At 42.5% G+C, this 14,432-nt stretch carries 10 protein-coding genes; all 10 read left to right on the plus strand.

Annotation, left to right across the window (positions count from 1 at the left end; all coding sequences use genetic code 11):
* The 10 genes from NSU15_RS08575 (at position 1) to NSU15_RS08620 (ending at position 14,267) form a co-directional block, all read left to right on the plus strand.
* The gene (locus tag NSU15_RS08575; protein WP_339289894.1) at positions 1–840 is read left to right on the plus strand and encodes a DUF5050 domain-containing protein; all 840 of its coding nucleotides are present in this window, start codon (positions 1–3) and stop codon (positions 838–840) included.
* Positions 833–4,717, plus strand: coding sequence for a type VII secretion protein EssC (gene essC / locus NSU15_RS08580; RefSeq protein WP_052414523.1), 3,885 nt, complete (start codon positions 833–835; stop codon positions 4,715–4,717). The genes NSU15_RS08575 and essC overlap by 8 nt, the downstream gene beginning before the upstream one ends.
* A 16-nt stretch (positions 4,718–4,733) precedes the next feature.
* Entirely contained in the window at positions 4,734–5,081 is a 348-nt protein-coding gene (locus NSU15_RS08585) for a WXG100 family type VII secretion target (RefSeq protein WP_197069760.1), read from the plus strand.
* Between the two features lie 45 nt (positions 5,082–5,126).
* Positions 5,127–5,426, plus strand: coding sequence for a WXG100 family type VII secretion target (locus tag NSU15_RS08590; protein WP_042125627.1), 300 nt, complete (start codon positions 5,127–5,129; stop codon positions 5,424–5,426).
* Positions 5,427–5,524: 98 nt separating this feature from the next.
* Positions 5,525–6,664: an Mbeg1-like protein gene (locus tag NSU15_RS08595; protein ID WP_339289898.1), complete on the plus strand. Its 1,140-nt coding sequence runs from the start codon at positions 5,525–5,527 to the stop codon at positions 6,662–6,664.
* Positions 6,665–6,752: 88 nt separating this feature from the next.
* The gene (locus NSU15_RS08600; RefSeq protein WP_156114752.1) at positions 6,753–7,538 is read left to right on the plus strand and encodes a hypothetical protein; all 786 of its coding nucleotides are present in this window, start codon (positions 6,753–6,755) and stop codon (positions 7,536–7,538) included.
* The gene (locus NSU15_RS08605; protein ID WP_339289902.1) at positions 7,538–9,460 is read left to right on the plus strand and encodes an Mbeg1-like protein; all 1,923 of its coding nucleotides are present in this window, start codon (positions 7,538–7,540) and stop codon (positions 9,458–9,460) included. Before NSU15_RS08600 ends, NSU15_RS08605 begins: the two co-directional genes overlap by 1 nt.
* Positions 9,461–9,493: 33 nt before the next feature.
* Positions 9,494–10,351: a copper amine oxidase N-terminal domain-containing protein gene (locus NSU15_RS08610; RefSeq protein WP_339289904.1), complete on the plus strand. Its 858-nt coding sequence runs from the start codon at positions 9,494–9,496 to the stop codon at positions 10,349–10,351.
* A gap of 43 nt (positions 10,352–10,394) precedes the next feature.
* Complete coding sequence (locus NSU15_RS08615) at positions 10,395–13,121, plus strand: hypothetical protein (RefSeq protein WP_339289906.1); 2,727 nt, start codon at positions 10,395–10,397, stop codon at positions 13,119–13,121.
* A 264-nt stretch (positions 13,122–13,385) separates the two neighbouring features.
* Complete coding sequence (locus NSU15_RS08620; RefSeq protein WP_339289908.1) at positions 13,386–14,267, plus strand: ROK family protein; 882 nt, start codon at positions 13,386–13,388, stop codon at positions 14,265–14,267.
* Positions 14,268–14,432 lie beyond the last annotated feature (165 nt).

Consider the following 14,432-nt stretch of genomic DNA (forward strand, 5'->3'; position numbering starts at 1 on the left):
ATGAATGGCAACCTGTTAAGCGGTGGATTAGTCATGAAAGCTGGAGAATCACTGCTTATTACGGATATCAAGAACTATACAGGCACTTACTTCGTTGATTTGGATCACCCTCATGCAGCGCCAACTCACTATGAAGGGCTGTTCTGGTTCATGAACGAAGCCGGCAACTTCCTTTATTACAGTGATCAGTTAAAGGGAAATGCACTCTGTAAGCTGGATATCGAACAACAGAAGGAAGAACTATTACTTGATAAACCCTGTTATCAGTTGCTACGTCACGAAGATTGCTTGTATTACATTCATGAGGAAGATCATCGATTGTACTGCTATACAACTAACAGCAAACGTAATACAAGGCTGATTGATGAGCATGTAGATAGCTTTCTTATGTATGAAGGTTTACTTTATTGTGCAACGCCACGGGGAATCATCCGAAGTACTGAGTCCGGAGGGCAGAGAGAATCGATAAGCGGCATGGTAACGACTGGGCTGATTATGGTTGGAGACATTCTCGCATGTGCGGACAAGAAGAATAGACATTGCTTGACGCTACTCGATCTTAAAACTAACGACACAACAGTTATGAATGGTATAGATGTCGCTAGTATCAGCACAGATGGCAGATATATTTATTGTACTAACCGGCTAAACGGCAACAGTATTTATCGAATAGACCCAGTGCATGGGGGAAGTATTCGGATATGTGGAATGAGCGCTGATTATTTGCATGTTTTGGAGAATGATCTTTATTTTTGCAACGGTCGTGAATGGCATCGACTCTCTCTATTTGGGGGAGAAGCCGAGACAATAACCTACACAGGAAGGTACAGCCATGAGTGATGAATTCAGCCGTCAGCCTCGTTTCTTGCCGGATATGCCTAGGGGAGAAATTGATGTTCCTAATCCACCCATGATTAACGAGAAGCCAGAAATCTCTTGGTTTGGAATATTACTCCCACCTATCGTGATGTTGATTATTACCGTATTAATTGCAATGACTTCACAGTCCATCTATTTACTAATCTCAGTTGCGACTACCGTGATGACTCTAATCGGCTCTCTTACAGGGGCGACAACGCAGATCAGAAAATATAAACGGAAAAAGAAAGAACGAGAAGAGAAATACCTTCAGTTTATTACCGATGTGCGCAGTGAATTATCAATCGCTCGCGAACAGCAGGTAAAAGCCATGAATGAAATGAGCCCGGAGCCAGCGGAATGTGTGCAGAGAATTTTGCGTAGAGATAACAAGCTGTGGGAAAAAACACCGTCTCATAATGATTTTTTGGCTCTGCGAATCGGGGTAGGCGGTGCACCGCTCGAGCTGCAGATCAAATACACCAAACAGGCGATTATTCTTGAAACGGACCCGCTCTTGATGGAGCCGCAAAGATTGGCTATGGAATTCGAGAAGGTCTCGAACGTTCCCATAACGGTTAATCTAGTGAGCTCTGAAATATGCGGGATTGCCGGGGAGAGTAATAAGACAGCCGACCTTATAAAGCTAATGCTTCTACAGCTAGTGACTCATCATGGTTATGACGATGTCAGGATTATTGTTCTTGCCGCAGAGGATGAGCTGGATAAATGGGATTGGCTAAAATTTGTACCCCACCTATGGGATGACGGTTTTAATATCAGATTTCTTTTATGTGGTAAAGCCATTGCCCATCAGACTTTGTCCGAGATTTATGGCGCTTTGAAGGAGAGAGAGATGAGGCCTTTGGGTGGTGGGGTTTTGCCGCATTATCTCTTTATTGTTGAAGATGCTTCCTTGCTCGAGAGTGAGCTAATCAGTAAATATTTATATAACGGCAGTGCACAGCTTGGGGTATCAACCCTTTTTATCGCCAAGAATTCCGCTTATTTGCCCATGAACTGTAAAACCGTTATTCATTTAAATGGAAAAAGCGGTGAAATGGCCAATCGATTAACCGGAGAGAAGATTGTGTTTACACCGGACCAGGCAGACATTAAAGACTTGGATCTGGTGGCGAGAAAGCTTGCGCCGCTGCGGATTAAGAATGCAAACGCTAACTTCTCGTTACCGTCCTCCATCACACTGATGGAAATGCTGAAGAACGAAAAGGTATCTGAAGTAAATGTGATGTTGAACTGGACACGTAACAAAACTTATATGGGTATGAGCGTACCTATAGGGATAAGGGCTGGTGGAGAAGCTTTACATCTGGATATGCATGAGGCTGGGTTCGGACCCCATGGTCTAGTAGCCGGGACCACAGGCTCTGGAAAAAGTGAATTACTGCAAAGTATCATCGTATCCCAAGCGATTCATTACCACCCCCATGATATTGCTTTTGTACTTATCGATTACAAAGGGGGAGGCATGGCAGATGTATTCAAGGGAATGCCTCATCTAGTCGGTACCATTACGAATCTGGATGGGAATCAAACGACGAGAGCTCTGCTATCTATCAAAAGTGAGCTCATGCGGAGGCAACGTGTCTTCTCGGAATATGGCGTGAACAATATTGATAAATACCAAAAATTATTTTATAGCAAAAATGTAAAAGGTGACATGCCAGCCATCCCTCATCTAATTATGATTGCGGATGAGTTCGCGGAGCTGAAGCAGGATCAACCGGATTTCATGAAAGAGCTTGTAAGTACGGCCCGGGTAGGTCGAAGCCTTGGCGTTCATTTGATCCTTGCTACACAGAAGCCTGCCGGCGTAGTGGATGATCAGATTTGGAGTAACTCGAAATTTAAAATATGTCTTAAAGTGCAGGATGAAGCTGATAGTAGGGATGTTATTAAGCGTCCTGATGCGGCCATGATTAAGGAACCGGGACGGGCCTATATACAAGTAGGGAATGATGAGATCTTTGAGTTGTTCCAGTCTGCTTATTCCGGTGCTGATTATGATCCGAAAGGCGAACTGCAGAAACAGGAGAACAAGCCGAAACGAATCTATAAGATAGCCCTGAATGGTAGAAGCGAGCAGATCTTTCCGCTGGAGGAAGAGAAAATAGCCAAAAATGAGTCGGCCTCCCAGTTGCATGCCATGGTTGAATACATTACGGAGACTGCCAAGCAATATGGGATTTCTCCAATAAAAGGGCCTTGGCTACCGCCGCTGCCTGAAGTAGTTTACCTTGATTCCTTGCTTACGAATAGCTTTGCGGAGGGTAGATGGCCGCAGCAGCAGAAGCTGCTCAGTGTGCCCGTGGGGATCATGGATGATCCAAGAGGACAGAGACAGGAAGCGCTGGAGATAGATTTTGCATCTGAAGGCAATCTGTTTGTCTATGGAACGCCGGGTACGGGCAAAACCGTGTTCCTCAAAACGTTATGTATTTCCATGGCCCTGATGTATCCGCCGGATGAGGTCAATATCTATATTATGGATTTTGGGGGGAGCTCGCTTAAAGCTACGGAGAAACTCCCTCATGTCGGCGGTGTAATGACACTGGAGCAAGAAGATAAGATTGATCAATTTATACGTTTTGTGTTCAGGGTTATGGAGGAACGAAGAACGTTGTTTGAAAATACGGGCAGTGAAGGATTCAGCGATTACCGTAGAAGTGGTCGGAAATTGCCATCATTTGTAGTCATGGTCGACAACTACTTCGCTTTATCGGAGACCTACGAAGATTTTGATGCACAAATGGTGCTGCTGGCTCGTGAAGGCTTTAAATACGGTATTTATATGGTCGCCACAGCAACCAACAGTGCATTGGTCAGATATAAATTTTCGGTCAACTTCAAGATGGCGATTAGCTTCCAGATGACCGAGAAGAGTGAATATGACGGTATTGTGGGACGAACGGAAGGGTTGGAGCCAGCAAAGGTTCCAGGCAGAGGGCTAGTACGAGGCAAACCGCCTTTGGAATTTCAGACATCGCTTCCTGATTATCAACATACCGCTACTGAGCTTATCTTGGAGAGAATGGAGGCCTTGCATCTAAGTGGTGCCACTCCAATTCCAGTGATGCCTTCTACAATTGACCTATGGCAGCTCAATAATGATACAGAGCAACTGGCTATAGGCTTGGCTAACAATGATTTACTACCCGTCTTTATAGATCTTCTTGCTACGCCGGTACTGATGGTAGCTGGAGAAGCGATGTCAGGCAAAAGCACTTTGCTAGTCTCGTGGATGAAGCTGCTGAGTGATAAACAGGATCTTGAGGTGTATGCGTTGGATTCCTCCGCTATGGGAATTTACGAGCTGATGCAGCAGCCATACGTAACGGATCTATCGAATGTGGATGATCTGGATGATTTCATTGAAGGGATAAAGGAACAACTGGAAACCAGACGCAGTGAGCTTCTCTCTTGCAGAATGTCCGGTGGTGACGTTGGCGCATTGATGAAGCAGTGGAAGCAGATGATCTTCGTCATTGATCGTCTAAGTGAATTTACAAGCGGAGACATGTACATGCTGCAAGAGCTGATTGAGCGAGTTGTGAAGCAAGAACGCGGTATGAAGGTGGCTGTTCTAGCGGCAGATAACACAAGTGATCTTACCTCTAATTGGGATTCTTTGGGCAAGACGATAAGGGAAGAACAGGCCGGGATCTTGCTAGGTAGAATTAAAGAACAAAATCTGTTCAATGTGTCCTTACCTTATGGAACCCAGGAGAAGGATGGGGAGCAAGGCGATGGCTATCTCATTGTGAAGAATAAATACACCGGATTAAGATGCGCTGTATGGAGTAAGGAGAATCAAGTTGCTGCAGGCATAGGAGTCTAGGATGGAGGTGCAGCCAGTGTCAGTTAGTCCATCAGAAATCAGGGGAAACGCTTCACAGATCCATAGTTTAACTAATGAAGTGAACAGTGCTTCAAAAAAGCTGCAAAGTGATTATACACAATCAGCCAGCTATTGGACCGGTACAGCTTCTAAGGCATTTCAAAGTGAATACAACGAGTTGGATCATGAGATTAAGACCTTGCTCAGAACGCTGGATAGGCTCGAAAGTGGAGTCCAAAGAGTGGCTTCAGAAGTGACCCGTGCCGAACAAGAGAGAGAAGAAAAGCGAAGGTTGGCAGAGAAAGCGGCGCAAGAGGCGCTGAAGCAAAAGCAATTGGAAAAACAAAGGCAAAGCCAAAAGTAGTGACAGGGTGTTGAGGTAGAACTGCTTTGAAAGGAGGTGAATAATGTGGCGGGAAACAATCTTACATTTAATCCAGATCAGGCACTTGGTGTAGCTAAGTCAATCAAGACTAAAGCAAGCAATGCAGATACACTTATCAAACAATTGCAAACTGAAATCCATGCCGTTAGCGGTTGGTGGCAAGGAGAATCACAGACTGCTTTTGTACAACAATTCGACGGACTTATGCCTAGTTTTAAAGAGCTGGTTCTCTGTGTAGAGAATATCAGCAAGAACCTAACACAAATTGCTAACATCAAGCAACAAGCTGAGCAAGAAATGGCAAGTAAACTGCGCGGAAAATAATGCGGGTTGTACATAACAAGGCAGATCTTTGAATCATCTGCCTTGTTAGTATGATTTTAAGGAATGATGAAGTGATTTTTATTTGGGGGGATCTGAAAATGAAGCTGACCGAACAACAATACATAACGCTGGCAACCGTTCTAGAAGCAGCAGATGGTCTCGAACTAACAGATAAATTGGCTTTTGCAGGTGCAACAGCCTATGCCTATAAAGATGAGTATAACGATAGATTAATTATCTTTACATATAAAGGCGCGGATTGGCTAGCTGATCTTCAGTCTCTGCTAAGCGGCCAAAGTAGCATGCCGGAGGAAGCTTCAAGATTTGTACTGAAGAACAAAGGAGAGGGCAATTGCCAGGTTACAGGTTATTCCATGGGCGGAGCTTTAGCCCTTTATGCAGCATCGGTTAATGAGGGGGTCGGTGGTGTAGTATTCGATGCTCCGGGAATCGCAAACCTTTTGACCACGGAGCAAAGTGGGAAGGTTCAAGTTAAGAATATTGTGGCCTATAACAGTCTTGTATCTGCATTAGGTAAACATAACGAAGAGATTGTATTTGCTAGATCGGGTATAGAGGGAACGGATTTCTTAATTCCTGATTCTCTTTGGCAGCGGTATACCTTTGATTCCCAGGGGAATGTGATTACAGGTGAAAAAGGGAATGCCTATGCTATGTTGTCCAGGATTAATACCTTAACGGAAGACCATACGCCTGTTTTTGATGCTGTTATGAGTGGATTTGGGGATACCGTCGGACTAACCGAACGTGCATCAGATCATTTGGGGTATGTGATCTTTACCTTAATAGATCAACTGGATGTTGGAAAAGTACGAGGTGCACTGACTGAAATTGCTCACAAATATGAGCGAATGGTGGATGAAAAGTTCAGTGTGTGGAGAACCGAAATGAATAATATTCCGGAATCCTTTCTCTTTGACGATATTCATGCGAAGTTCGAGCAATTATCTGAGGCAGCCATGCTTGAGGCAGCGGAAGTGGCGGAGGAGTTTAATGAAATTACACAGGCTGTCTTATCCATTCTTCTGATTTGCAGTCCGATAGGGGATCAACTGATGGATCATATTGAAGAGTGGCTCGATAAATTGACGGACGCCATCATGGAATGTATGGAGAAGCTATCTAACCAAATGACAGGACACCTCGATAAGGTGGTTGAAACTTACATGAATCAAATGTTCAAATTCCCGGAATTGAAGCTGGATTTTGAATTCTAGCGTGAACTGGATCGTCATCACAAAGGAGTGAAGCTGCATGAACAAGATTTGTACAAGGAAGGTGTTGACTCTGATGTTGTTAGTATCAATGTTTAGCTTTATGGGTTGTGGATCTGAGTCCAAAGATGAGAAAGCGGCAAAGAAAATTTTGAGCTCCTTACATGAAAAGTATGGAGAGGAATTTGTCCTTGACGGTATAGGCGGCGGCTGGGGAACGATGAACAACAATACGTTGAAGGCGATGGTTTATCCAAAAAAAGATGAAACGCTAAGATTTCCTGTTGAAATTACGAAGGATCTGAAAAAGGTCTATGACAAGTACTTAAACCAAGTAGTTGCCAGAAATGAGGAACCACACATTCAAGAAATGGCTGCTAGTATTTGGCCTGACAGTAAGGTTATCGTCGCCAACGAAACAGGTCTAGTTTATCCCGAACATAGCGATACCAAGATATCCTATGAGCAATTTCTGAAGTTATATCCAACGAATACGCAGGTTGTAACAGTATATTTAAATTGTGATAACTATATGGATAATAAAGGAAACGAGGATCGGGATAAAGAAATTGAAGCCCAGTTAGCATTTGTGAAAAGGTTAGAGGAAAACAAATATGTCAGTAGTCTAATTACTATAGCTTACCTCACTCCTGATGCTCATAGTCGCTTGGATGACATCAAAAAGACAGAATCAGATGTGGATCTTTATTATAGTGATGAAACGAAGGAAACAGGAATAGTTAACATTGTAACGATGGTTGGTTACAGTTTAGGGGCAGATGGGGAGATTGAAGAATCCCGAGAAGAAATAGAAGAGTATTATGAAATATGGAAAGAGAAAAGAATAGAAAGCTTTGAACAAAGAGGGGGATTGTAATGGCTGATCCTGATATTCTTTCAGAGATTGAGTTAAAGCAAATCTCCCAGATTGTTTATTTAGATATATTAGATAATAAAGACCTTGGGAAAATATATACACGTAAGAACGACAAAATCACTCTCGGCGAAGTTCTCAGTTTCTACTCTACACCCGAAGGTCAGCGGCAATTAAAAGAGCGCTTTCCCAACGATCTTAACGGAGTTAAAGAATACGACCAGTGGATTGTTCTCATAGAGCAGATGAATAAACCTCCATATAAGAATTGGGAGATTTCCAATATCGTCTCTCATAATAAAAAAGAGGAATCAGGCTTTGTTGCATTTACAGTGGATACCCTTAACGGAGAAAAGGTAGCTGCGTTCCGGGGTAGTGAACCTATGGAAAACCCACTTTACCGCAATGACTGGAAAAATAACGGGACAACGGCGTACTCCATTGAAGCTATGCAGCAAACGGAAGCGAGAGAGTATATGAAAAGCTTTAAGACTGACGGCAGTTATGATTTATATTTGACCGGGCATTCGCTAGGAGGCAACCTGGCTTTATATTCTTCCTTTATTCTGTCGGAGGATCTGCGTAAACACCTCATTTCGGCTTCAACCTTTAATGCTCCGGGATTTAATGGAGATGTACTAGACAAGTTCAAATCGAATATTGATGAAATGAATGAAAAAGGGCAAATCAAAGAGTTCAGGAATAAATATGACATCGTACCGGCCTTATTCCTAAATCCCTCGGCAGGTATTTATATAGATACTGAATCTGAACGGGATGACGTACTGGCTCATCACTCCTTATTCTCACTGAAGACCAATGGAAACAACACCTTTCTACTTTCGGATTCCCAGACACGGGGTTTAGTTCCTAACCTCGTGCATAATATTACGGTTGGTTTGGAGGTCATCCCTGATTTTCTGAAGGAGAGTTTGGTTGAAGGGGTGTTCAAAGTACTGGATGGGGAAGTGGATTTACGGCCATTAGCGATTGCAGGAATAACGGTAGTTGGAGTATTACTGGCGACTGTTGGGCCTGTTGCAGTTGTTACTGCGGCGATTACTACAGCGTTAGCTGTACTCGTTGGTACTATAAAAGCATTGATTGCGCTTTATATAATCGGTTTTGTCATTGACAGTGTCATTCCCTGGATTAAGCAAAAGGTGGAAGACATCAAGGAGAGAGTGGTTTCCTTTTATAATCAAAGTGTTGAATTTGTAACGAATATGGTTACAGAAGCTGTCCGAGTGACTAATCTAATCGGTGAAAGAATTGCGGAGTTTTCACAAAAGGTAAAACAAGCAGTCTCTGATGTTATGACAAAAATGAAAGATGGCTTCAACCGGTTTGTGGATAACACTATTCAATATGTAAAAGCCCAGAAGGAATATTGGATCGGTGTAAAAGACAAAGCGATGAAGAAAATGGGAGATATATTCCAAAGTGTAAAAGCTAAAATCAAGAAAACCAAGGATGAATTTATCGCTGGCGCTCGTACGATTAAAGATTCAGCAATCAGCAAAGTTAAATCGACCATTACAAAAACTATAACGAAAATTGCAGTTGCATCCGCCAGTGTCATACAAGGAGCCAAGATTTTGGCGAATATGGATAAACTGGAGAGTCTGCAGAAAAGCCTGGTGCGTAAGGAGGAGAGCATTGCTGAAATCGTCGAAAGGATATTGTCTATAGCTTCTGGAGTAAGTTCTAATGTGGGCAGAGCTTATAGTGAATCTTATGTGCAAGCCCAATTAAGAGAGTTGCAGCGTATAAGCAATGAAGTTAGGACACAAAAAAATCTTGTAACAACAGCAATTCATAGCAAAACCGCAGGCCTAAAATACACGATAACAAAATATCGGGACATCGAATCCAAGATTGTTGCGGCTGCCCGTGCAAGTACTAATACAATGCGTCTGAACTAAGCAATAGCCAACTAAATTGAGAGGAGCAGTTATATGAAAAAAATAATGAGTTCGCTGGTTGTATTATTTATGGTTGTCCTGTTCTCTTCGAGTTTTACGGGGTTAGCCGCAAGTCTTCCATTGAGGGTAGTAGTTAATGGAGAAAAGGTGATTTTTCCAGATGCCCAGCCTTTTATTGATGCGCAGCAAAGAGTTCAGCTTCCAGTTCGTTTTATAAGTGAAGCTCTTGGAGCTGAGGTGTTATGGGACAGTAAGGCTAAAAAAGCGACAATTTCGCTTGAAGGCAAAACCATGGGTGTCTATATCGGGAAAAAGAGCTATGAGCTTAATGGAACGACGAAGCAAATGGATACGGCTGCACTGTTTAAGCAATCAAGAACGTTTGTCCCGCTTCGTTTTGTATATGAAGGGCTCGGTGTAAACGTGAAATGGGATGATGCCGTGAAGACGGTTTATATTACTACTCCGGGGAATGAGCCTCCTACGAGTACTCCAGAAACAGGGAATTCAAGTGAACCAAAAGTAGCAACGGTTGAAGGTTTTAAAATTCCATACACTGAGTTAGGACCAAATAGGGAACCTGTCTATATTTCAAATTCTAAACTCACAGTGTTTGGTAGTTCTGAGCCAGCAGTGGGTAAATACCTTTTCCAAATCACAGTTCAATATGAAGTTAAAGATGCTGATCCTGTGCAAGCAGCTAATGAGGCAGAAGAAATTCTAAAACAAAAGATTGAAAGTAATGTGGTGGATTCTATTATGGAGTATGTAAGATCTAAAAGAGAAAGAGTGGATGTATTACCAATAAAGGAATTCTCAGATAAAAACTTTAAAGTTATAGTGCAATCTAAGGAGTGGGGGAGTGTACATCTTTCCATATGGAGGAAATAGGATTTATGAATAGATATGAAAATATTATGAGATAGGTGAATATATGAAAAAATCTATACGTATTTTTGCGATAATCGTATTATTATTTCAATCTATTAATACTTTTGTTTTCTCAGAGGAAGCGATAGACGATCCTTTGGAGAGCTTACCTAAAACACCAGAGGAAGTTATAAAATATATTAATAATGATATGGAAAATATATATGGCTGGCCTGATTATTACCCAGTTAAAGTAGGTAGCAGGGACCTAAGAAAAGATTTACTTCAAAAAAGTATTGATTCTAACCGTAATAATTATGAAATAGTTTACGGAGAGCCTCATTACTGGTTGGAACATAGTAAAATGCATGCCTTCTCTGGTTATTCAAAAGATGGCGAGGATGTCTCAGCGGAAGGCGCGCCCTGGTATGCAGGTTGGAGTGGAAAGCAGATACAAGATTTCAATATGGTTCATCGTCCATGGAAAAATGAAAAAGTTAAAGAGTTGTACAATATTACAGAGAATAATTTCGATGATTATAGCAATAAGAAAAGTGAATATCTAAAAGATTCTAATGGAACTTTTGAAAAATCCATTATCGATGGATTAAATAGAGATTACGCTGAAAAAACATACGCTGAATTCATCTATAACAATCAAAACAGTACACTTAAAGGCAGTCCTGTGTATACAAGGGATGCGACTCCGTCTAAGGGTGGTCAGTGGATAGATTATGTACATGTCCTGCAACCGCCTACATATCTGTCATGGGGATCGGGTCGTATCTACATTGAGGGTTCTAACGGAAATATCACTTACTTAGGCATTCCTATCGCTCCTTTTATTTTGCAGGTAAATGACTTATCCCCTCATTTCGAAACGATGCCAACCGGCGCATTAGAGGGACAAGAGGTAACTGTTGGGATTAGACTCAGATCCAGCTTCGCTACCCAGAAAACAACAGATTTTGCTTGGAAGATTACGAGTAACGGGAAGGAAATTCCCGTAAAATACCACGGCCATGCGTCAACGTTGGCTGGTGAAATTAAGCTTGCAGCTAATGCGGAGGACAATATTCTTTACGCGACATTTACTATGCCAGATGGGGATGTGAACATACGATTTAATCTGAACAGTCAAAAGTCACCTAAGGAAGTTTTGTACGAAAATAATGAGCTTTATGGATGGATTCAGAAGGTCACCGCGATGCCAACGACCAAAGGCTCTTTTGATCTGGATTACAATGTGTTATCAAAAAAAGTGAACTTCGGTTTAGCTGATGGCGCTGCTATAAAAGCTGTTTTACAGCCGCCCTATGCTAATTTCACTTGGAGTGGGAATGCTACAGGTGCTTTGGAAGTTACTAATAATACGGATGCGATCTATCGCTATTTTCGAGTGGAGAACAATCCCGCTGTGAATGATGCTGCCAGTACAATAGTGAGAAAACCTGACATCATTGCTAGCTTGCAGCGCCCTGATTTTGGTGATGATCCGGTTAATGGCAAATGGTATAGTAATCCAGCTCCGTACACACCTAATCAGAAGTCAGGAAATATAAGTTTCCAAGGTACTGTAAGCAGAAATTATACCCGTGATTATGAGGTTTGCAGCACCAGTAAGAACGCGGCAGGCCAAGACGTTGAATCTTGTAAAACATATACGACGAGCGGCAGCACCTCGGCTCCGTTTACACCCGGGCAAGACGTCAAAACCATTCGGACCTATATTTATAATGGGCTCGAACAAATCGCGCCGAAGTTATACAAGAATTCAATAGAAAATAACAAAGCAGATAGTTTGATCAGAAAGCTTCTCTGGACAAGTGAGCCTTACAACTATAATGTGATCCGCTGGATGGCTCATGAAGATGAGAATAAGATCTTGCAGGACTGGACGAAGGTTAAGGGTAAATTCGAACGGATCTTTACACAGCAGGCAAGCGGAGATGTCGGCTGGAAGGTAGAGAATAGCATGGCTCAAGCTTATAAGAAGGCCAGAGATACCGCCAAAAAAATGCTTAACAACAAATCTGCTTACGACACTGCCGTGTTTGCAACTGATAAACAGCTGCAAGGCTATGATTATCCAATTAAATCGGGGTATTATTTTAATCCAGTTGGAACCTATACCTTTACGCTGGAGACAGTGATGTTTAAGGACACGGATAAAGACACCGTGGATCATAAGGAGCTTGTTGAAGACCTTACGAATTCATTCCGCTATGAAACTGATCTTATGTATATTAATAAGGATAAGGTTGCGGTTAATCTGCGGAATGAGCCGCTCAGCAAAAACGGTAATAACTTTGCGAGAAAGCCAGCAGCATTATCAGTAGAGAATGACACGGGTGTGAATAATGAGAAATTGCTGACGGTTGAGAAAGGCTTTACTAAAGAGGTAGAAGAAATTCCATATTCACAGGATAGAGAAAGTGATAAAGGCACCCATGAATTCTGGAAGAATATCCTGGAAGGTTACTCGCAGTCTAGCACACTGGGTAGCTTCAACAATTTCAAATACCGTGAATATGTAGGCTTGAATCAGCATATGTACAAGATCACGGAGAAGTCTACAGTAACAATTACGATCAACAAAGACAAACTCCCTGTCTATACTACAGCTGAAATGCCAGACGGTAAGTACTATGTGAAGGCTTGGCTGGCAGATGTGGAGCTGTCCAAGAGTACCAATGCCTACAAATCATTAGGCAAATTAAACGGCATTAAGCCGCTGGATCAGATTGAGGTTACGGTAAAAGGCTCCATGTTCGATGACTTGAATAACTAAAGGACAGACACCCCTCATGCAAAGTTGCATGGAGGGTGTTTTTATTAAATTGTAAGACAAATAAGTTTCACGCTATACATTATCCTTATATTTCTCGCTTAAACGCTTACCGTCCTTATAAGGATGCTGAAGGCGTTTATACTTGTTGTGATAGCGCTTCATTCGACGTATAATTAGGACTGGTGATTGCTTTTTTAAATGATATTATTCATTTTTGTATGGGTAGCGTATTTACTTCTAACTAGAGAAAGGGAGATAATTGCTGTGAAGCTATTGGGAGCGATTGAAGCAGGCGGAACAAAGTTTGTATGTGGGATTGGTTATGAGGACGGTACCATTATTGACCGGGTTAGCTTTCCGACGACAACACCGGAAGAAACGATGGGACTAGTAATAGACTATTTTAAAGAGAAAAATGTAGAAGCATTCGGAATCGGATCTTTTGGACCGATTGATCCCGTGCTGGACAGCCCTACTTATGGTTACATAACAACGACACCAAAACCTCACTGGGGACAATATAATCTGGTAGGCACAATGGCTGAGCAATTTAACGTTCCGATCGGCTTTGACACCGATGTGAATGGTGCAGCGCTTGCGGAGAGTAAATGGGGGGCGGCTAAAGGTCTGGACAGCTGTCTTTATATTACGGTTGGGACAGGCATTGGGGCAGGAGCGGTTGTTGGCGGACAGATGGTCCATGGATTGTCACATCCTGAGATGGGACATATTCTAGTTCGTAGACATCCTGAGGATACGTTTGAGGGTTACTGTCCATATCATGGTGATTGTCTTGAAGGATTAGCCGCAGGGCCGGGGATCGGAAAACGCTGGGGACAACCGGCAGGAGAGCTACCAGCGGACCATCCGGCATGGGAGATGGTAGCTCACTATCTCGCGCATGCACTCATGAACTATGTACTGATTCTGTCTCCTCAAAAAATCGTAATGGGCGGTGGTGTTATGAAGCAAAGCCACCTGTTCCCGTTAATTCGTACTAAGCTGCAAGAGCTATTGAGCGGATATGTTCAGCATCCATCGCTTAATGTCGACATCGATAATTATGTAGTGTCACCAGGTCTTGGAGACAATGCAGGGCTTGCTGGAGCGATTGGATTGGCTACATTAGCTCTAGCTAGAAGCTAGTATAAAAAGACATTGACTGTTCGGTAATATATGGTATTCTAGGATCTAACAGTATAGCATTTAATGAGGGAGCACCTCTTTCACGTTTATCGTGAGAGAGGTGCTTTTTTGCGTTTCGGGGTCTGATTGAGAAAGGATTTGTTCGCTCCGAAGGAGGCTCTTCCC

It is taken from the genome of Paenibacillus sp. FSL E2-0201 (assembly GCF_037963325.1).
Lineage (GTDB): Bacteria > Bacillota > Bacilli > Paenibacillales > Paenibacillaceae > Paenibacillus_AQ.

Excerpts from the sequence above, each read along its gene's own strand:
- essC (WP_052414523.1), top strand. The coding sequence starts at position 833 with ATGAGTGATGAATTCAGCCGTCAGCCTCGTTTCTTGCCGGATATGCCT.
- NSU15_RS08575 (WP_339289894.1), top strand. The coding sequence starts at position 1 with ATGAATGGCAACCTGTTAAGCGGTGGATTAGTCATGAAAGCTGGAGAA.
- NSU15_RS08595 (WP_339289898.1), top strand. The coding sequence starts at position 5,525 with ATGAAGCTGACCGAACAACAATACATAACGCTGGCAACCGTTCTAGAA.
- NSU15_RS08615 (WP_339289906.1), top strand. The coding sequence starts at position 10,395 with ATGAAAAAATCTATACGTATTTTTGCGATAATCGTATTATTATTTCAA.
- NSU15_RS08605 (WP_339289902.1), top strand. The coding sequence starts at position 7,538 with ATGGCTGATCCTGATATTCTTTCAGAGATTGAGTTAAAGCAAATCTCC.
- NSU15_RS08610 (WP_339289904.1), top strand. The coding sequence starts at position 9,494 with ATGAAAAAAATAATGAGTTCGCTGGTTGTATTATTTATGGTTGTCCTG.
- NSU15_RS08600 (WP_156114752.1), top strand. The coding sequence starts at position 6,753 with ATGTTTAGCTTTATGGGTTGTGGATCTGAGTCCAAAGATGAGAAAGCG.